Origin of the sequence: Flectobacillus rivi, from assembly GCF_030056655.1 — a bacterium.
Classification (GTDB): domain Bacteria; phylum Bacteroidota; class Bacteroidia; order Cytophagales; family Spirosomataceae; genus Flectobacillus; species Flectobacillus rivi.
Window position 1 is genome coordinate 258,328 of the sequence record NZ_JASHIE010000004.1, and the last position, 21,334, is coordinate 279,661.

16 protein-coding genes are annotated in these 21,334 nt (G+C 36.4%); 6 read left to right on the top strand and 10 right to left on the bottom strand.

Annotated elements, in window-relative coordinates; translation table 11 throughout:
• Position 1: 1 nt before the first annotated feature.
• The 3 genes from QM481_RS07130 to QM481_RS07140 all read left to right on the top strand — a co-directional run bounded on the left by QM481_RS07130 (position 2) and on the right by QM481_RS07140 (position 4,646).
• Positions 2-2,416 (top strand): TonB-dependent receptor, encoded by a 2,415-nt coding sequence (locus QM481_RS07130; protein ID WP_283381228.1) that lies wholly within the window; start codon positions 2-4, stop codon positions 2,414-2,416.
• A 107-nt stretch (positions 2,417-2,523) separates the two neighbouring features.
• The gene (locus tag QM481_RS07135; protein WP_283381229.1) at positions 2,524-3,408 is read left to right on the top strand and encodes a helix-turn-helix domain-containing protein; all 885 of its coding nucleotides are present in this window, start codon (positions 2,524-2,526) and stop codon (positions 3,406-3,408) included.
• A gap of 383 nt (positions 3,409-3,791) precedes the next feature.
• Positions 3,792-4,646 carry an SDR family oxidoreductase gene (locus QM481_RS07140; RefSeq protein ID WP_283381230.1) on the top strand — a complete coding sequence of 285 codons (855 nt, stop codon included), beginning with the start codon at positions 3,792-3,794 and terminating at the stop codon, positions 4,644-4,646.
• Positions 4,647-4,807: 161 nt separating this feature from the next.
• On the opposite strand, the gene QM481_RS07145 is transcribed toward QM481_RS07140, so the two are convergent.
• Positions 4,808-5,419, bottom strand: coding sequence for a Cap15 family cyclic dinucleotide receptor domain-containing protein (locus QM481_RS07145; protein WP_283381231.1), 612 nt, complete (start codon positions 5,417-5,419; stop codon positions 4,808-4,810).
• A 350-nt stretch (positions 5,420-5,769) separates the two neighbouring features.
• Here QM481_RS07145 and QM481_RS07150 point away from each other — a divergent pair, with 350 nt between their 5' ends.
• Positions 5,770-7,458, top strand: a complete 1,689-nt coding sequence (locus tag QM481_RS07150) for a DUF262 domain-containing protein (RefSeq protein ID WP_283381232.1) — start codon at positions 5,770-5,772, stop codon at positions 7,456-7,458.
• Positions 7,459-7,519: 61 nt separating this feature from the next.
• Here QM481_RS07150 and ilvD read toward each other — a convergent pair whose 3' ends face one another.
• The 3 genes from ilvD to QM481_RS07165 all read right to left on the bottom strand — a co-directional run bounded on the left by ilvD (position 7,520) and on the right by QM481_RS07165 (position 11,021).
• The gene (ilvD, locus tag QM481_RS07155; RefSeq protein ID WP_283381233.1) at positions 7,520-9,208 is read right to left on the bottom strand and encodes a dihydroxy-acid dehydratase; all 1,689 of its coding nucleotides are present in this window, start codon (positions 9,206-9,208) and stop codon (positions 7,520-7,522) included.
• A 6-nt stretch (positions 9,209-9,214) separates the two neighbouring features.
• Positions 9,215-9,802 (bottom strand): Crp/Fnr family transcriptional regulator, encoded by a 588-nt coding sequence (locus tag QM481_RS07160; protein WP_283381234.1) that lies wholly within the window; start codon positions 9,800-9,802, stop codon positions 9,215-9,217.
• Between the two features lie 349 nt (positions 9,803-10,151).
• Positions 10,152-11,021, bottom strand: coding sequence for a DUF4261 domain-containing protein (locus tag QM481_RS07165; RefSeq protein WP_283381235.1), 870 nt, complete (start codon positions 11,019-11,021; stop codon positions 10,152-10,154).
• Between the two features lie 341 nt (positions 11,022-11,362).
• Between QM481_RS07165 and QM481_RS07170 the strand changes: the two genes are divergently transcribed.
• Both QM481_RS07170 and QM481_RS07175 read left to right on the top strand, forming a co-directional pair.
• Positions 11,363-12,190, top strand: a complete 828-nt coding sequence (locus QM481_RS07170; RefSeq protein ID WP_283381236.1) for an SDR family NAD(P)-dependent oxidoreductase — start codon at positions 11,363-11,365, stop codon at positions 12,188-12,190.
• Between the two features lie 124 nt (positions 12,191-12,314).
• The gene (locus QM481_RS07175) at positions 12,315-13,274 is read left to right on the top strand and encodes a helix-turn-helix domain-containing protein (protein WP_283381237.1); all 960 of its coding nucleotides are present in this window, start codon (positions 12,315-12,317) and stop codon (positions 13,272-13,274) included.
• A gap of 56 nt (positions 13,275-13,330) precedes the next feature.
• Here the strand turns inward: QM481_RS07175 and QM481_RS07180 are convergent, their stop codons facing one another.
• From QM481_RS07180 to QM481_RS07205, 6 genes are all read right to left on the bottom strand, one after another.
• A complete protein-coding gene (locus QM481_RS07180) occupies positions 13,331-14,494 on the bottom strand; it encodes an exo-beta-N-acetylmuramidase NamZ family protein (RefSeq protein WP_283381238.1) in 1,164 nt (387 codons plus the stop codon).
• Between the two features lie 39 nt (positions 14,495-14,533).
• On the bottom strand, positions 14,534-15,235 hold the full coding sequence (locus QM481_RS07185) for a galactosamine-6-phosphate isomerase (RefSeq protein WP_283381239.1): 702 nt from the start codon (positions 15,233-15,235) through the stop codon (positions 14,534-14,536).
• Between the two features lie 48 nt (positions 15,236-15,283).
• Positions 15,284-16,798: a Gfo/Idh/MocA family protein gene (locus QM481_RS07190; protein WP_283381240.1), complete on the bottom strand. Its 1,515-nt coding sequence runs from the start codon at positions 16,796-16,798 to the stop codon at positions 15,284-15,286.
• Between the two features lie 20 nt (positions 16,799-16,818).
• On the bottom strand, positions 16,819-17,550 hold the full coding sequence (locus QM481_RS07195; RefSeq protein ID WP_283381241.1) for a 3-keto-disaccharide hydrolase: 732 nt from the start codon (positions 17,548-17,550) through the stop codon (positions 16,819-16,821).
• A gap of 186 nt (positions 17,551-17,736) precedes the next feature.
• Positions 17,737-18,318 carry a peptide deformylase gene (locus QM481_RS07200; RefSeq protein ID WP_283381242.1) on the bottom strand — a complete coding sequence of 194 codons (582 nt, stop codon included), beginning with the start codon at positions 18,316-18,318 and terminating at the stop codon, positions 17,737-17,739.
• Between the two features lie 166 nt (positions 18,319-18,484).
• A complete protein-coding gene (locus QM481_RS07205) occupies positions 18,485-21,310 on the bottom strand; it encodes a T9SS type A sorting domain-containing protein (RefSeq protein ID WP_283381243.1) in 2,826 nt (941 codons plus the stop codon).
• Between the last annotated feature and the right edge of the window lie 24 nt (positions 21,311-21,334).

Genomic DNA, 21,334 nt, shown 5'->3' on the forward strand with positions numbered 1-21,334 from the left:
AATGATGAAAGTACTTTTAAATCTTTTGGTCTTAGGTATCCTAAGCCTTGGGCATTCTTTTGCCCAAAATGAACGTGCAAAACTCAGTGGCAATATCAAAACCTCTGATGGCAAGCCAGCAGCGTATGTAAGTGTCCAACTCATTGAAATTAACCGTGGTACTTTAACAGATGCGAGTGGCACGTATAGTATTGAGCGTATTAAACCCGGAAAATATACCTTGAAATTAAGTTTGATTGGTTTGGAAACGCAAGAACAAAAAATTGAACTTAAAGCTGGTCAACATTCAAGACTAAACTTTACCTTAAAAGAAAGCGCAGAGCAATTAGATGAGGTCATTGTTTCGGGAGGAGTGAATAAATTTGCCCAAAAAGAAACAGATTATATTGCAAGAATGCCACTAAAAAACTTGGAGAATCCTCAAGTGTACAACAGTATCGGAAAGGAATTATTAAAAGAGCAAATGATTATAAGTTTTGATGATGCCCTTAAAAATGCCCCAGGAGTGAATCGTCTGTGGTCGGCAACAGGTCGTGGTGGCGATGGTGCTGGATACTTTTCGATGCGTGGTTTTGCCGTACAGCCGACCATGGTGAATGGCGTTGCAGGACAAACCAATGGTGGTATTGACCCAGCTAATATCGAACGAATCGAGAGTATTAAAGGACCATCAGGAACGCTTTTTAGCAGTAGTTTGATTTCGTTTGGCGGTCTTTTAAATATCGTAACCAAAAAGCCTTATGAGACTTTTGGTGGAGAGGTATCCTATTCGATTGGTGGGTATGATTTGAGTAGACTCAGTTTGGATGTCAATACGCCACTCGATAAAGAAAATAAGCTGTTGATGCGTGTCAATGGTTCACATCAATATCAAGGAAGTTTTCAGGATGCTGGATTTAGAAAAAGTACTTTTGTAGCTCCTAGTTTAAGCTACAAGGTAAATGATAAATTAAATGTCAACATCACGGCCGAGTACATGACTCAAACGGGTACAAACCCTCTGATGATTTTCTTGAACCGCTCTCGTAAACTCATTGCTACCAATCCTAGTGAACTACAATTTGACTACAACCGCTCATACACAAGCAATGATATTACCATTACCAACAACACGCTGAATATCTTCGGTCAGGCGAATTATAAAATTTCTGATAAATGGACATCTCAAACCAATATAGCCAAAAGTGTAAGAGAGTCAGACGGGTATTATTCGTACATCATGTATTTGCAAGCAAATAACGACACCTTGGTAAGCAGATACATCGCAGACTTGACCTCAACGGTTACTACAACCAATTTACAGCAAAACTTTATTGGTGATTTCAATATTGGTAAAATCAGAAATAGATTCCTGTTTGGATTTGATTATTTACAACAAGTAGCACTCAATTACAACACTGCCTATATTCTGTTTGACCAAGTAAATACGAGTAAAAGCAACGACCCTCGCTATCCTTTGTTGACCAAACAAGCTTTGGATGCCAAAATTGCTGCCAACAATGCACCAACCAAAACCAAGGCTGTGAGCAATACCTATGGGATTTATGCCTCTGATGTATTCAACCTCACAGAGCAATTGATGGTAATGGCAAGTTTGCGCTATGACCATTTTGAAACCGTCGGAACTACCAACTTTGCTACAGGTGTAACCTCAGGTAATTATAACCAAGATGCTTTTTCGCCAAAACTAGGGGTTGTTTATCAGGTCATCAAAGATAAAATTGCTGTATTTGGAAACTATATGAATGGCTTCAGAAATGTGGCGCCAGTAACACAACCATTGGCAGACATTAGTGGAACCTTCAAACCTCAGCAGGCTAACCAATTTGAAGGTGGTATTAAGGTTGATTTATGGCAAAACCGTATCAATTTTACAGCTAGCTACTATGACATTACAGTCAACAACATGACTCGTGCGGATGTACTTGTTCGTGATGGAAAAACTTACAATATCACTGTTCAAGATGGCACTCAGATTAGTAAAGGTATCGAATTTGACTTGATTGCCAACCCAATGCCAGGGCTGAATGTAATTTTGGGCTATTCGCACAATGATAGTAAGCAGACAAAAGTTGCCGAAAGTTTACTTAACCGTCGTCCAGTAAGCGCTGGACCTGCAGATTTGGCCAATTTCTGGGCGAGTTATACCTTACTAAATGGCAAAGCAAAAGGCTTAGGTTTTGGTTTTGGTGGAAACTACGCAAGCGAAAACCTCATTACCAACAGTTCGGTAACGGGCGTGTTTACGCTACCAAGCTATACCGTATTGAATGCCTCAGTATTTTATGGCATTTCAAAAATGCGTTTCGGACTCAAACTAGACAACCTCACCAACAAACAATATTTCAGTGGTTGGACCACTATCGAACCACAAATGCCAAGACGATTAATGGCAAATGTTAGTTTTAGTTTTTAAGTGTAAATCCCCTCTCACGAGGGGATTTTTGTTTTGGATTTTGTTTAGCATCTTGAAATCAATTCTACTAAATTTGAGTTATTGAGTAAGATATTGACCAATTTCTAATGAAACAAAACATCCAACTTATCAATTACGATAACCGTCGCAATGCAAGTCAGTTTGACTTGTTAAATTTGGAATATCTACTTCAACTAGATGAAATTCGAGAATCTTTAATCAATTATCAGAAAAATAATTTTTATACTATTCTGATTTGTACTTCGGGTGTTGGTAAACATACGATCGACTTCGTGGATTATTCTTATCAAAAAGGTACCGTTTTAACGATTCGAAAAGATCAAATTCATCGTTATCATTATTCTGACAGTACTGGATTTCTGTTTGTATTTACCGAGGATTTCTTTATCCAGTTTTTCGAAAAATCAGAGGCTACTAAATGCTTACAGCTTTTTAATGAATTGATTACAGCTCCTCTCACTGAGTTAGATAGTGAGCAATATGAGCTTTTTGTTCCTTTAATCGCTGAAATAGCGCAAGAGTATAATAACCTACAAGACGAGTATGCCCTTCCTATCGTCAGTTCTTTATTGCATATTTTTCTCAACAAATTACTTCGTCAAAAATCACTCTCTGCATTACAATTACAGAATCGAAAATATCTGCCTGAGTTTGTGAAATTGCAAGCCTTAGTGGAGGCACATTGTTTGGAGACAAAGAAGGTAGAAGACTATGCACAAAAAATGAATCTCAGTACCAAAACAATCAATAATATTACTCAAACAATCATTCATAAATCAGCGAAACAGTTTATAGATGAGATTGTGATTTTGCAAATCAAACGCCTACTGACAAATCCAAATTTGTCTATCAAAGAAATTGCCTACCAAGCTGGTTTTGAGGAAACCACTAATTTTTATAAGTATTTCAAAAAATATGTCCAAAACACGCCTGAATCTTTCAGAGGTGCTTGTAGTAAAGCTTTTTTATAAATTCTTATTTTAACACTAGTCTACCAGTTTACTTGTGTATATTGAATCTTTCAATTTCCTAGGCTCCTTCAAAACTCTGTTTTTCCAATACTAGAGCAAATATCATTTCAAATATCTTTCTTGATAATCTCTGCCAAAAATCATTATTCTAAAATCTTTACAATTCACCAAATAGATTTTGTTTATTTATCAATAGAAAAATTCAAAGATTATCTCACTTCAATCCATCTCAAAATCAACTTTCCGATTTTTACACTATATACGCTTATTTTGATAATGAATGCTACAGAGCGTCATACTACCTTTGTCATATCAATTCGGCAGTTGATTTGAAGAAAAATTTAAGTCAGTTGCTCATTTAAAACTTTAAACAGATTAAGAAAATGAAAATCGGAATTACAGCAGCTACAGGACAATTAGGTAAATTAGTTGTAGAGAGTTTAAAACAAAAAGTAGCTTCAGAAAATATTGTATTATTGGTTCGTACACCTGAAAAAGCAAGCGATTTAGGTTTAGAAGCAAAAGCATTTGATTACAGTAACAAAGAGTCACAAGTGGAAGCCTTGAAAGGTATTGACACACTTTTGTTGATTTCAGGTAGCGAAGTTGGACAACGTGAAGCACAACATGCCAATGTAATTGCTTCAGCTAAAGAAGCTGGTGTGAAAAAAATTGTTTACACAAGTGTTTTACATGCAGATACTTCAACTTTGAGTTTGGCTGTTGAACACATTGCAACAGAAAAAAACTTGAAAGAATCAGGCTTAACCTATACAATTCTTCGTAACGGTTGGTACACTGAAAATTATGCAGGTTCAATTGGTGGCGCTTTGGCAGGTGGTGCATTTATCGGTAGTGTAGGTGATGGCAAAATCTCATCAGCAGCCCGTATCGATTTTGCAGAAGCAGCAGCTACCGTATTAGCAACAGAAGGTCATGACGGAAAAGTGTACGAATTGGCAGGCGATACATCATATACTTTGACAGACTTAGCGGCTGAAATTTCGGCACAAACTGGCAAAACACTTCCTTATGCTAATCTTCCTGAGGCAGAATATGCTAAGATTTTGACTAGCTTCGGTTTACCTGAGTTTTTGGCACAAGCTATTGCTAGTTGGGATGTAAGTGCATCGAAAGGAGATTTGTTTGATGACTCTAAAACATTATCAGCCTTAATCGGTCGCCCAACTACTCCTTTGGCTGAGACAGTGAAAGAGACATTGGCAAGTTTGTCATAAGTAAGAAGAGGTTATTAGTTAATAGTATATTCGTTATTTGAAGATAATCAAATGGTTGTAGTCAAATTGCGTTCTCTTACTTAATCACAAATAACATTACAAAAAAAGGTTCAAGACTGGATAGGTTTGAACCTTTTTTTGTTTATTGATTTAGACTTATTTTAGTCTACTTTTTCTAACTCAACTGTACCGTAAGTTTTTCTTGTTTCATCAGTAAAAAAACGACCAACAATCTTTATTTTCTTACATTTCTCCATTTGAATTTTCCAATTAGCTGCTCCTTCGTATCTGTTAATATTTCCAGGAATTTTCGAATTCTTATTTGAATAGTAAAATATTAATGACCACTTTCCATTCTCCTCTACAAAATGTGCGACTTTAGATTCGGAATCACTTCCTTTGAGTGAACTTAGCGTAATGTAGGTAGAGGTTCCTGTTTGTCGTATATCAACTGTTACACTTGAAGAATCACTATTATTCAAATCGCTTAAATCTTCAATTTGTATTAAGCCCTCATAGCTACCTTCAATAACTGGAACATCTATCAAAAATGGGTTTATAACTGGGTATTTCCACAAGAAATTATTAATGACATATAAAGTACCCACAATGATAGTTGTAGGAGACAGAATCTTAAGAAACTCAATAAGTTCTGAACTGAAGTTGAATTTCACTAACTGAGTCCCAATAAATTTAGGTAAACTTGAAATTATCATTAATTCTATGATAATGAATGGTACTAATTTTGCTACATTGTAATGTCCTATTCTCATAATATCTTTTCTGGCTATTTTTGAACTTTCTTTTAGGATAAAATTACTTTTATGAGATACACTTAACCAAGTGTTAATACATAAATGGTGATTTATAAAGATAGATTGTGAATTGTTATCGTCACTAGCTCTAAACTATTCAGAGATTTCATATTCCTTAGTCTTCTGAAAATATATAAGATTACCCCTAAAAGATAAATCCTATCCATATCTATTTTAATGGTCAATTCTTCCAAATGTATCGTGAAAACTTTTTACTTTTGACTTTACTATAGATTCGTTGATTTATGAATGAGTTTCATGAATTTATAGAAAACAACTGTTAATTTTTGAGGCAAAATTTTAATATCATGAGGGGTATTCAAGGAACATCCAATAAAACTTATAGACAATTAATGGGAAATGGTTTGCGTTATGAAATTCCAAAATTTCAGCGTGACTATACTTGGGATACTGAACAATGGGATGATTTATGGCAGGACATCAAGGCTCTTATGTCTAATGAGGACGAGGAGCATTATATGGGCTATCTGGTTCTTCAAACTTCAAATAACAAAGAGTTTCAGATAATTGATGGACAACAAAGGCTGACTACAATGAGCATTTTAATTCTGTCTACGCTCAAATGCCTAAACGATTTGGTTGATTCAAACATTGACCCAGAAAGTAACCAATTGAGAAAAAACAATTTACTCAATAGCTATATCGGCTATATAGACCCTGTTACACTAATCTCTAACAATAAACTTAAGCTAAATCGTAATAGTAATGACTACTACAAACAGCATTTAGTACTCTTAAAAGATTTACCTCTTCGCAATACCAATACCTCAGAAAAACACATGAGAGAATGTTTTAATTGGTATTATGATAGAATCAAAAAAGAGTACAAAACAGGAGAAGAGCTAGCTGGTTTTGTTGACAATATTGTAGATAAGCTTTTTTTTACGGTTATTGAAGTTACCGACCAGCTTAACGCCTTTAAAGTATTTGAAACCTTAAATGCTAGAGGTGTTCAATTATCATCTTCGGATTTATTAAAAAACCACTTATTTTCAGTGGTTGATGAAACACAACCGCATATTTCAGAAATTGAAGAGTTAGAAAATATCTGGAGTAAAATAGTTGGCAAATTGGGCGAGCAAAAATTTGAAGATTACTTAAGATATTATTGGAACAGCATAAGCAAATCTGTTGGTAAGAAAAATCTGTTTAAAACTATTAAAAGTAGTATTAAAACCAAACAAGAAGTCTTTGGTTTGATTAGAAATCTAAACGATACTGCTGATATATTTCTTGCTATTCAAAATCCAGAAGATGACCTATGGAGAGACAAACCTGAAATTCAAAAAGCGCTCAGAGAGCTTAAACTTTTTCAAATTCGTCAAACATACTCCCTTTTCATGTCAGGGTATAGAAATCTTACAAGTGAAGGGTTTAGTAAATTAACCAAAACTTGCTCTATTATCTCATTAAGATACAACATAATAGGAGGATTAAACCCAAATGCTCAAGAAGACGTATATAATGCGGTAGCTTTAAAAATTGAATCACAAAAAAAATTCTCAGCTTCTGATTTTCAATCGATTTACGTTCAAGATAATAGTTTTGAAAATGATTTCTCAACTAAAGAATTTAAAAATACCACCAGAAATCATAAGATAGTCAAATACCTTTTGGCAAAGATTGAAATATATGAGTATAATAGCGAAATTGATGTTGATAGTGATTTATTTACGATTGAGCATATTTTACCAGAAAATGCCGATGAAGAATGGGGAGAGTTTTCTTTTGATGAAATTAATCGTTCAAGATTTAGGATAGGAAATTTAACCCTACTTGAAAAAAAATTCAATAGAGAAGCCGCTCAAAAATCCTTTGCAGAAAAATGTAAATTATTTGAAAAATCACAATCTAAACTTACCAATTCAATTCCTACAAAGTTTAGTACGTGGGACGAAGCAAAAATAGCTACTAGACAAAGAATGCTCGCAAAACATGCTAAGGCTATCTGGAAAATTCAGGAATTAAGCAACTAGAATATGACCTAAATAATAAAGGAGTTGAATAGAAAATATCAACTCCTTTCAATAATTTATCTTACCAATCAGTCTTCAACACCGCTCCATTACTCGCATTGGTCACTAAGGCTCGATATTGATTCAACCATCTTGATGTTAAGGGCTTTTTGATTGGTACAAATGCTGCTCTCCTCTCCGCAATTTCCTCGTCAGATAAATTTACCGAAAGAATATACTGGTCAACGTCGATATGTATTTCATCTCCATTTTTTAACAAACCTATCATTCCTCCTTCAGCTGCTTCTGGTGATACATGCCCAATGGAGGCTCCTCTGGTTGCTCCGCTGAAACGCCCATCAGTGATTAATGCTACTGAAGCTCCTAGCCCCATACCCATCAATAAACTCGTAGGACTCAACATCTCTTGCATTCCAGGTCCACCCTTAGGTCCTTCATAGCGAATTACAACTACATCACCAGCCTTTACTTCACCTGCCAAGGTTCCTGCAACTGCCTCTGCCTGACCGTCATAACAAACGGCTTTTCCTGTAAATACACGACTACCCGTTAATCCCGCCGATTTGATAACCGCCCCTTGTTCAGCCAAATTACCATACAAAATAGCCAACCCTCCTACTTGACTGTAAGGGTTATTGATTCTTCGAATGACATTGGTATCCTTGATTTCGGCATCGGCGATTTTTTCAAATAATGTTTCTCCTCCGATTGTGAGGTTATCCAACAAAACATCGTCCCCTCGTTTGGTCATTTCTTTCATCACGGCATTTACTCCCCCAGCACGGTTGATGTCTTCCATATGTATGGTACTCAAACTAGGTGAGATTTTTGCAATGTGTGAAACTCTCTGAGAAATTACGTTGATATCCTTCAACTGAAAATCCACACCAGCTTCGTTGGCAATGGCAAGCATGTGTAAAACCGTATTGGTACTTCCCCCCATAGCCATATCAACTGCGAAGGCATTTTTTACAGCGTTAAGATTCAAAATATTTTTAAGTTTGAATTTTCCCCGCAATGCATCCTCCTTTGCAATTGTACAAATCCTCCTAGCAGCTTGACGATAAAGCTCTTCACGCTCTTTGGTTTGTGCCAGAATTGTTCCATTACCGGGCAATGCAATACCCATGGCTTCCATGAGAGTATTCATTGAATTTGCTGTAAACATTCCCGAACAACTCCCTCCGCTCGGACAAGCATTGCATTCTATATCCTTCAATTCTTCAGCACTAATAGTCCCAGCCTCATGCCTTCCTACAGCCTCGAATGCTGTAGCTAGATCGATTGGTGAACCGTCTTTCTTGTATCCTTTTGCCATAGGGCCTCCGCTGACAAAAATGGTAGGAACATCCACTCTCAATGCTCCCATAATCATTCCTGGGACAATTTTATCACAATTCGGAATCGCAATCATAGCATCCAATTTATGGGCATTCATTACGCTTTCGATAGAATTAGCAATTAATTCACGACTTGGTAGCGAATACAACATACCATCGTGCCCCATGGCAATACCGTCGTCAATTCCGATGGTATTAAATTCAAATGGAACACAACCATTGGCACGTATTTCTTCTTTAATAATTTCAGAAACTTTATTAAGGAAAAAATGCCCTGGAATAATTTCAATAAAAGAGTTGGCTACACCAATAAAAGGCTTGTCAAAATCTGCGTCTTTGAGTCCAGTGGCACGCAATAAGGCTCTGTGTGGCGTACGTTGGTACCCACGTTTTACTTCATCACTTCTCATATTTAGTTATTTTTTCTGTTTGAAAATGCGAGATTTTAGTCGACTCAAAGTTTCGGGAGAAATATTAAGATAAGACGCCAGATTCGCATTTGAGAGTCTTTGGATTAGTTCTGGATTATTTTCGAGTAAAGAAGTATATCGCTCTGTAGCATTTTGCGTGAGTATACTACTTAGTCGTCCTGTGATTACAGTTAGACCGTATTCTAAGATGTAAATATAAATTTTGTCCCATGCGGGAATACTTTCTCTTAATTGAAGAAAATCATGATGTGAAATAGATAGTACCTCCGAATCTTCAACGGCTTCGATAAACTCCGTAGAAGGATCACGAGCAATAAAACTCACGAGAGAAGTCAGAAAGGTATGTTCAAAAGCCATGAAACGGGTTACAATCCCAAACTCTTCGGTATTGTAATATAATCTCAGACAGCCTTTTTGAATAAAAAATAGTTGGTCAGCCACCTCTCCTTGTTCCAGAAGATGCTCATGTTTGTTAACTTTTACCAATTTAAAGCACTTCAAGATAGAAGCAAGCTCCTCTTCGGTAAGTGCCGTTTTCCTCTGAATTAACCTAGCAAGCTCCGTTTTCATCATCTTTATTCTATTATGGATTCAAAATAAAATGAAATAAAATGGAAAAGCATTGACTTGGGTCAAAATCGATTGTGGCATCAAAAAATATGACTCATTTTGAATTTAGTAAGTGGTGATTTAATGCATGAGTGATTATGCCTCTGTTGCATTAATACGCTTTATGCAGTAAGCTGTAGGCATTAGGCACAAAAAGTTTCTATTACTTCATGAGAAATACTATTTAACTTTTAACCTACCGCATAAAGCTTAATACGGGTAAAATTATTTCTATTTTACCCACTAACTCATTTAAAAATAATCACTCATTCACTCAAACACTCAATCACTAAATTTCAAATGTCTAAGGATTTTATCGGGGAATTATTTCGACCACCAGTCGTTCAGGTTCGACTTTAGCATTGGCAAATTGTGTTTTCCAAATCGGATTTTTCCCAATACCCTCCACGGTCGTATTACTTCTGATGGTATCGCCTGTTTCGAAGATATAATAAGCCAAATTTTGCAACACCTTAGCTATATCACTTGGGTCATAATCGGTGAATCTACATTCAAAATCAGTTAGCCCAAAAGCATGTAGTCCTAGCGTATCCATCAATAGTTCTTTTTCACTACCGTTGGCTACACTGAACAACCTCACGTTTAGAGCAGCATGCAAAAAATCGTTCTGAGCAATATCACAAGTTTTTAAAAAATCACTTGGATCAAGAAGTTTATCGCTATTCCTAAAATACACTACTTGTGGATTAGTTGCCTTTACCACAGCAGATACAAACTTTTGAAAATACGCTAATCGAGCCATTGGAGGTAAAGACCGTGACATCAGATCGGTCAGGTTGATTTCATATTTACAAGCTGCCATGATTTTTTCCGCATTATCCCAATGCCATGACTGACGAAAAGCCGTAGTAAATCTATCCAATTGTAGCTGTTGATCCATCGTGATTATAGCACCTTGTGCTGGAACAGCCCCTTCTTGTAAAGGCACTAAATAGTCTGGAAAAAAGAAGACCAATGGTGAATCTGACAAATCATCATCTACCGTTTCTACATTTGTAAATCTGGCTTTTAACTCAGATAAAATAGTCGCTTTATCCAATAATGGTTCGTTTTCAAAAAACAAACAAACCGTTTGCATTTCTGGGTTGTTTGGTGGAAATTCCTGCGTTGACCCTGAAGAAGAATTCTGTGATTTCTTTTTAAAAATATCGAATAATCCCATAAGTTATGAGTACAGATTTTAGAGTGACGGGGTAAATGTTAGATATGAATGAAATATCTTCAATATTAATTTATTTTGCTTAAAAATCTGTCCAGCTTATATAAATAATACGTTATCAGGTACTCATGAAACACTACAAATAAATGACGGTTTGATAACTTGATATTTGATTTTGACTCATTATTTCATATTACAACCCAAAACATTGGAAGTCATTAGCTTTCAATTCTATGCTTTCTCCACAACTTCCTCATTTTGACTACAAACCTCCTCATTTTGGCTACGCCGAACTTCAAAGTAAAACAGAACTTTGTATCGTTAAGATTTAAAACAAAATAGTCATGAAAAATACAAAAGTTTGGTTTATTACAGGTGCTTCAAGAGGTTTTGGTCGTGTTTGGGCAGAAGCTGCCTTACAGCGTGGAGACAAAGTAGTTGCTACTGCTCGTTCGTTATCAAGTATCGCAGATTTGAGTGAAAAATTCGGGGATAATGTACTGCCACTAGCCTTGGATGTTACCAAAATTGACCAAGTCAAATCGGCCATTGATACAGCCTTTGCACATTTTGGTGAAATAGATATTATTTTCAACAACGCAGGTTATTCTCTCGTAGGAACCATCGAAGAAGGAAAGGCTGATGAAATTCGTGCACTGTACGAAACCAATGTTTTGGGACCTGTAGCTGTAATTCAAGCGGCTTTGCCGTATTTACGCAAACAAGGATACGGACATATTGTGGGTACGTCTAGCAATTTAGGACATATCACCCTACCTGTCATTGGCTACTATTGTTCATCCAAATGGGCATTTGAATCGATTCATGAGAGTTTGGCGTTGGAAGTGAAACAATTCGGCATTAAGGTGACTATTGTTGAACCTGGTGCTTATGCCACTGAATTTGGAAGTCCTGAATCTCTGAAGTTTTCAGCTGGCATGGAGGAATATACCGAATTCAAATCTCAATTTGTTGATTCATTAAGACAACTTGATAGAGGAAACCCATTGGCAACATCTGAGGCAATATTCCAAGTTGTTGATTCAGAAAACCCTCCTCTTCGCTTTTTATTAGGGAAATACAATCTTCCTCATTTACGTGAAACTTATGCAGAAAGATTAGCAGAATGGGAGAAATGGGAAGCGGTATCAAGTGCTGCTCAAGACTTTTAACTCATTAGTAGAGTTGGGATGAAAAGTGCATTCATCCCAATTCTATTCTTCTATTCTTGAATCTATCTTACTATTCCTTTGTTAATTCAAGGCTTGTGGTTTTATAACAGTAAAAATTTTAAGTATGAAAAAAGAAGATATTCCCTTTTACAAATTCGATTCTCTATCCGAAGCGCATCGAACCTTTGGTTTACCGCTACCCAAGCACCCTCTTATCAGTATTGTAAACGGTATCGACGAAAAGATTTTTCTGGAATTAGGTCCACATTTACATGCCTTGAGTTTTTATAAAATATCTTTTAGACCCTACTTTGGTGGTAAGTTAAAATATGGACAAACCTATTTTGATTTTGACGAAGGTGGTTTGCTGTTTGCTGCACCAAATCAAATTATCGGCAAAAGCGAGGAGGAATTAAATGCTATCCCACAAGGCACTTGCGCTAATCAACAAATCATTCTTTTGATTCACCCCGATTTTTTATGGAATTTTCCGCTTGCCAAGAAAATTAAACAATATAGTTTCTTCTCCTATTCTTCGAGAGAAGCGCTTCACTTGTCTGATGAAGAAAAAGAAGTAATCTTATCCATTTTCAGAATGATTGAATCTGAGTTAAACAATAGAATCGATGAGTTTAGTCAAGAAGTGGTCATTTCACAACTTGAGTTATTGTTAAACTACGCCAATCGTTTTTACAAAAGACAGTTTATAACCCGAAAACCCGTTTGTCATGATATGCTTCAACAATTGGAAGAGTTATTAGATGCCTATTTCAACCAACAAGCTTCTTTAAATCAAGGTATTCCAACGGTAAAATTCTTGGCAGACCAACTCAATATTTCATCGAGTTATCTGAGTGATATGCTCCGTTCGATGACAGGACAAAACGCTCAGCAGTTAATTCACCAAAAACTTATTGAGAAAGCCAAAGAAAAACTTTCTCTTACGAATTTAACAATTTCTGAAATTGCCTATGAGCTAGGTTTTGAACATCCTCAATCGTTCAGCAAGCTTTTCAAAAACAAAACACAGGAGAGTCCCATGGAGTTTAGAGAAAAATTCAAACTCTCTTTTTTACAAAATTAAGCTTGGGTTTATTTAATGATTTTGTGGATAAAAAATCAAAATTTCCAATTAGATTCTCAGTATAAAAGATATGGAGACACTTTTCGTTGCCACTCGGTGATTTGAGTAAAGTCTTTAATCTGCGAAAGGAAATCCACCCACGTCAGTTCAAGAAGTCTTTCTGATTGATAAATTCCTGTTAATAAATCCAAGTGACGCAGACCTGTAGGGTTTGCACGAGTTGGATAAGGTTTCCAAGAAAAATAAGCAGAATATTGAGCTTTGATGAGTTTTATAAGGCACAGCCCTAACAAAGTTGATGGATAATGTTGGGCTTTTTTTACCCTAATTTTAAGACCATAACAAACTTCATTCATAAACTTGCCTTCAGATGGTACAAATTGGCAGTTTTCAAACACTACATCTTCGGTCAGTCCTTGGAGTTTTGATAGGTCAAATCCTTGTAGCCAAGGAGCACCAATTTGTGCAAATGGCGCATTGGTACCACGTCCATCGCTTAGATTGGTTGCTTCGAGATAGGCAGTGATGGGATACGCCAACATACATTCCCATGAAACAATTGCAGGCGAAGTTGGCTGAAATGGCATTCCATAATCTCTTAAAATAAGGTTTCTATTCCAACCCTTACATGAGACAACTTGTAAGTCAACCTGAAGATTTTTATCTGCATTAAAGAACATGGCTAACTCACCCAAGGTACAACCATGTCGCACAGGAATATTCCATCGTCCAATGAACGAGGAACAATTATTTTCCTCCAACATAGGTCCTTCTATGCTTCCAGATAGAGGATTAGGTCTATCCAAAATCACTAATTTCTTTTGATGAGCTGCACACGATTCCAATACATGAGTTAGTGTCCAGAGATAGGTATAATATCTCAACCCAATATCTGGAATATCAAAAAAAACGGTATCAATATTCGTTAAATCGGTTGAGTTGGGGGCTAATTTTTCTCCGTATAAACTTACAATTGGTAAAGCGGTAAGGCTGTCTACACCATTTGGAATAAATGCACCATCTGGACCTTTGGCAGACAAACCATGTTCAGGTGAAAAGAGCTTTTGAATAGAAAAATCTGCCTCTAACAAAGCTAAGCGAGATTGTTGCCCCATGGCTGTATATGCCGCGTCGTTGGTTACCAAACCAATACGACCATATTGTGCTGGGTTCGAATGTTGAATAAGTTGGTCTATGCCAAATGATAAGTGAATGTTCATTGATGAGTTTTAGTATAAATTCGGGTTATAATAGTGGTTTCATAAAGCGTTTGCTTCTATCAAACAGGTCACATTGGGGTGTAACCATAAAAATGAGGCTGGTAGATGAGTGCTTATTTCTCCCTTCAAAAATGCCTTAGTAATCTCTTTTTTGTGCGCTCCGTTAATTAATAAGATGATTTTTTTAGCTTGTAAAATTTCTCCCATACCCAAAGTTAAACCTTTAGTTGGTTTAATGGACAACTCTCCAATCATGGTATGTTGCTTGGTTTGCTCCTCTAACTCTGCTACATGACAGGCTGGACTTAAAAAATCGTTGGGTTCATTAAAACCAAGGTGCCCATTGAGACCAATTCCTAATATCATTAAATCGATAGGTCCTTCTTGCTTCAAGCGTAATTGCATACGTAAACACGCCTCCTCAGGGCTGGAGGTCTGAGAATCATATATGAAAAAACGTTCATTGGGAATTTGTAATGGTTCGACCAAATACTTCTGTAAAAAAGCATAGCAACTTCCCTCCTGTGTTTTGTCCAAACCATACCATTCATCTAACATAAGCAGACGAAGCTCTGTTGGTTTTTCCAAAAGCTTTTGTGCTAATAATTGATATGTTTTGAGTGGAGTATTTCCGGTAGCAGGACAGAGTGAAGTTTGAGGATTTTCTTCAATTTGTTGAAGTATGAGGTCACATGCGCGTTCGCTCATGGCTAGGTCATCCGAAAAATATTCAATGTGCATTTTGGCGCTTTTAGGGTGTTATTGGAGATAGGTTGTATCTCCAATAATTTATAATTTTAGTTCGTTCCAGCCTTTTCTATATTCTCTCTTAATAAATTGATTAGCTGCTTCAAAGTTGGTAATACGCATATTTGCTCCATCCCATTTGTAGTTTATATATCTTCCAGGAAAGGTAAAAGCCTCCATATCGCCATAAACAGGATCGTTTCTTTTTACCTTCTGACGAATATTAAAACTTCTCAAAATCAAATTACCCATCAAAACAGTCTCTGTCAAAGGTCCTGCATATCCTTCGAAGGGCGAGCTTAATTCGTTTTTCCCATAACCTGCAATACATGCATCTATCCATTGCCAATAATGACCATCCATATCGCCCACCACACGTGGATATTTTTTTGGCACATGTACTTCTTCATTTCTTGAAAGCGGTAATAAAATTGGACTTCTACCTCCCCATCCGCAAGCAGCTTTGCCTTTTGTTCCTACAAAAAGAGTTGCTCCCTCAAAATCATTGAGTTTGGTAAAATCGCCCATGACATCATTCATGTTTTCCTTACTATCTAGCTCAATAGGTCTTTCGGGGGTGATTCCTCCGTCCATCCAATAAAGCTCTAATTTCTTTCCATTTTTTTGTTCATAGGTAAATTTCAACGAACTCGAAACAGGTCCACTTTCTGGATAAATTCCTTCTTTAAAAATTCCATTATAAACTGTACTCGCACTGCCAGAAACTTCAGTAGGATAGCCTAATTCAAGTAATTTGAAAGGAGGGCCAATAATATGACAACCCATATCTCCCAAAGCTCCCGTTCCAAAATCCCACCAACCACGCCAGTTAAATGGCACTAAATTATCAATATAGTTCACATTTTTAGCCGTTCCGAGCCATAAATCCCAACGCAACTCTTTGGGAATTTTGGCTGCTTTTTTAGGCCAAGCAATACCCTGAGGCCAGACGGGACGGTCGGTCCAGCAATACACTTTTTCAATATCTCCTAAAATTCCAGCTTCTATCCATTCACGCAAAGTTTGCAATCCTTCACTTGATGCCCCTTGATCGCCCATTTGAGCAACAATTTTATATTTTTTGGAAGCCTCAGTCAAAATTCTAACCTCGTGAATATCATGAGCCAGGGGTTTCTGTAAATACAAATGCTTACCCAATTGCATCGCGCCTAATCCTACGATAGCATGGTTATGATCAGGGATTGCCACGGTAACGGCATCAAAGCTCTTATGCTCTTTCTCAAACATTTCTCGCCAATCGTGAAAAAAATGCGCTTTAGGAAAACGTTTTCTCATCGGATTGGCCATACGGTCATCGACATCACATAAATGCGAAATCACGACATTTTTTTTGGGCGTTTTGATATGTGCATCTATATCTGCCGCACCTTCGCCTCCACAGCCGATAGCAGCCAAATGCAATTTATCACTTGGTGCAACATGCCCAAGCCCCGAAATCACAGTACTAGGAACAATCGTTAATCCAAACAATGCAGAGGAAGTCTGTCTGACAAAATCTCTTCGATTAGTGAGTTTTTTCTCTGTAGTAGTATCCATAGAAAATAGCCTTAAAGGTTTTACTTACTTGCTCTGCTTTTCAAATTACCAATTTCACGGTCTTCTTTGGTGACAGGTCTTACAGCTACTTTTCTAAAGTAGACAATATCTTCTTTTCCATGATTTTGTAATCCGAAATAACCCGAATCAGGTCTTGCTCCATGAAAAGGCTCAAAATCAAATTTCCGTTTTGGCACAGGGTCTCCATCTTTAAAATCAGTTACCTTCACATCATTGACCATTACTACTGTTCGTGGACCATCTAGGTAAATATCCATAGAGTTCCATTCGGGACCAGGTTTTCCGGGTTTTGCCAGAGGTTTCGAAAATGAATATAAGGTGCCCGTATAATGGTATTCGTCTTCACCCGAAAGTTCTGGTTTATTATCGATTTGTACCTCATTTCCATAAAACACAGGCATCATTTCCTCTAAAGGTTCGATAGGAATACGAATAAAAACCCCTGAATTGCTATTTTCCTTTTGCATTTTCCATTCAATATGAAACACACAATTACCATATTTTTCACCTTCCCGATATAGCAAACCCATGCCTCCTTCGCCATGAAGCATACCATCCTCTACGACCATCGCACCGGGTCCTACATGTTTCCAACCGCTTAAATCTTTGCCATTGAAAAGCTCTTTCCAAGCTACTTTCGTTGATTCGTTCGAGCTTTCTTTGGGAGATTGGCATTGATAGAAACTTGTACTTACAGCCAATAAGGCCACTATAATGGAAGAGTTTTTCATATTAAATAGATAGTTTGAATTACGTATTTATGCAGAATTGTGAGATGTCAAGCACATTAGAGGACTTGTCTTGCGAGACTTCAATGATGCGGGAATAAATGTTGAACTTTTTTTCTAAAAAACAAAACTTTACCATGTTCTGCTCTGGACAGAACCTGATAGAGGAAAAGAAGGAAAAAGGAAAAATTAGCGAGTAGAAATAGGATAAGATACTTTCACTCGACCTTTTTTGATAGATTTAAGCTTAAAGTAAAGATACTTCTTGATCAACAATCCCATGTGATTTATGAGCAAAATCCCATTGGTATGATCTAATTCATGTAGAATCATTCTCGCTGTAAGGCCAGAAAATTCTTGTATGCGATATTCTAATTGTTCGTTGTAGTAACTGATTTTGATTTGCCACGGCCTACTAACCCCTTTGATTAAACTTGGCAAACTGAGGCAGCCCTCCTCTGCTTTCCACATTTTTGAAGACACCTCCAAGAGTTGAGGATTAATAAATATCCCTTGGATTCCTTTGTCCTCGGCATCAAAATATCTTTTCCGAAAACCTTTCCCAATTGCTTGAAAGGCATTTTGGCTATCTATGACAAATACATTGTAGGGCAAACCTATTTGTGGGGCTGACAAACCGCAACCTTGGGCATTTCGCATGGTATCCCACAAATTATTGACTAAGTTCTGAAGTTGAGGACTTTCTAATTGAATATCTGTACAAGGCTGTTCTAGTATGTGTTGACCATATACAAATATTGGTTGAATCATGAGCAGTAGGTTTGAGATAGTAAATTAATGAAGTTGAATAACTGACAAATTACCAAACAACATGCTCATTTTCAATTAATTTCCTCAAAAAACCAACAAAAAAAGGAGAATTGAGTAGTAATGCTCAATGCTCCTTTTAGGATTTATGTTAAAGTAAAAATGCCTGTTAGTTTACCAGAATTTTCGTATTCCAAATGGCTTTTGCGGTTTGGACTCTAGTGAAGTATATGCCAGCAGGAAGATTTTGCAATGAAACTTCTAGTAATTCCTGATTTTTAAATTCAACAGACTTGACAATTCTACCCTGAGTATCGATAAAATCTACCCCACCCGAAGTAGAATACGGCAACCTGATCCATACAAAATCGTGGCATGGATTGGGATAAACCAAAGACTCAACGGCTAGTGGTTCATTCCCCAAGATTAAAGAAGTTGTAAAAGTCTTTGTAGCAATGGCTGATTCTGTATTTGCGCCAAAAGCTTGTAGTTTGTAAGTATAGTTAGCTTTTTGAATAAAGGTAGAATCTACTAATTTATTGGTAGATAAAGTAGTCTTCATACTTGTACTTTGCCCCTCAATATTTCTTGTAAATTGATACGTACTTGCTCCTGCTACACTATTCCAACTAATTAACAACGTTTTATTAGTAAGATTTTCTTCGACTGCTAAAGTTGGAGTAGTTAAAACATTGGGGGTTAACACAGTCAAGGAGTCGTATTTAGATTCTGTAAAATTTCCTTTGGCTTTGATTCGGTAGGTATAACTGGCATTAGCAGCAAGTGATTGTTCGTTATAACTATTCTTAGCGTTATCAAGATTGTTTAAAATTTGATAAGTTTGCCCTGCTTGTTTTCTTTCAAGTTGATAACTTGTAGCGCCATCAACAGACTTCCATCCTATTTCAAGGGATGCTATTCCAGAGCCGTAGGTATAAATGGCATTTTGTTTTAAAACTGGTGTTACAAGCTCATTTACTACTTTTATGGAAGTAGTTACTAATGGAGACTCTGTTCCTGTACCAAAAGCTTTCAATCTATAAGTATAACTCAGTCCATAAGCCACTTTTGTATCAGCATAAGAAAACGTTGTTGAGTTAAATGTTCCTATTCCTGAAAAAGTTGTTCCATTGATACTTCTTTCTAAAAGATATGAATTTGCACCCTTTACAGCACCCCAAACAACTTTTACTTCACCAATAGCAACTTGAGAAGCACTTATTACAGGTGAATCTAATAGAGCTGTGGTTGTAACAGTTGTTCCATTATATGAAGAAGTTTGAATAGCATTTATGGCTTTAATTCTATAAGTATATAACGTACTAGGTAATAAACCTTGATGTATCCAAGAGGTCATCGACGAATCAAGAGTTGCAATTACCTGATAAATTCCTCCATCTTGTACTTCTAAAACATAGTTAACAGCCTTATCAACCTTATTCCAAGTTAGATTAACCTTATCAAAATATAATGCAGTTGCAGTCAGACTAGGAGATAATAATGGAGCTGTATTTTCACTTTCAATAGCAAGGTCATAAAATGAGCACGCGTGTAAATCATTTTTAGACCTCATACTTGGACCCATATATTTAGTAAAATCAAAAGTATAATAACGTCCAGGTAAGTAAGCTATTTTATTATACGAGATTGGAGCATTAAAATTAAATATTACTTTATTTCCTGAATAGTCAATTCTTGTGATAGTTGCGGTACGAGACTCATCGTTGTCAAAATAGATATAATCTTTAATACCTAAGGTAACGATATTCCCTGTATATGGGCTCTTTAAAACTGTATCAGGAACAGCTACCATTTCGGTACCTTCAGGAAATTCAAGAGCGACTGCATCGTGTTTTGATGAGGTAAAGTATGCTCTTTTTACGTTAGGAGAATGATTATTAATATCATCAGTTACCCCATAATATTGGGCTCCGAATAGTTTATAAAGACGAGCTGCAATCTGAAAATACCCTTTATTAGTGTGGTGAACACCATCTAAAGTTTCATATCCATTTAAAGCTAAAACCTCTATTTTATTAGATAATAAAGGGGTTTGTCGTTGAAAATTTCTAATACTAGCAGCATTTATAGTAGGGATTGGATAAACATTACTTTGTGCAACAATATAATGTTCAATAGCAGGAAAATCTATCTGCCAAGATTTGAACAATTTCTTAAAATCGTCTGGATAAGTCGTTGAGTTATCGAATATATCGTTTTCTCCTTGAATCCAGATATATCCCTTTATTTTATCTATAGCCCTTGATTTTTGTATTCGATATAAAAGAGAACCATAAATAGTACCTAGGTTTGTTGGATAGCTTTCATCTTTAAAGTGCTGAGAGATTCCTGTACCTGGAACAGAACCATTAATAATACACGTTGGAATACCAGTATTCTCAAAAATATATTTTTGAAATGAGAGTGCTAAAGCCCCCACTTGAGGGCTTGGGTTTACCCACAGTGTATCAGAGACCTGACCTAAATGCTTCCCAAACGTTCTGATGTATTTGTTATCATAAAAAAAAGGTTCATTTCCAATATTGAATGCATAGGCATTTGATTGGCCATTTAATACATAAATATCTCCAGCAACAAGATGTTGACGAGATGCCATAAATAAAGAGTCTTTGCCATTCGCATTCATTGCATAAATTGAAATTTCATATTCAGCAGGTTCTGCCTTTATATTGACATTAGGTACAGAAAAGTTTCCTAATGTACTTGAAGTATAATTGATATAGCCTCTTGAATAACCATAGTTTTTTCCCTCTCTTGTGAGAATTACTGACAAATATGTCCATCCTGGCACTTCAATAATTCCTTTGATTGGAATATTGGCAATGTTATTATTATTTCTTGGAAAAAGTTGGGAGTCTTGGGGTAAATCATTAAAGATTACCGAATAAACTCGTTGAGCTTGAAGCTTTTCAGTCAGCCCAATTGCGAAAAGCAAAAAAAATGTTATCGCAAAAACTTTATTAAAATTACTCATAACCTATTAATGTTTCGTTCATAA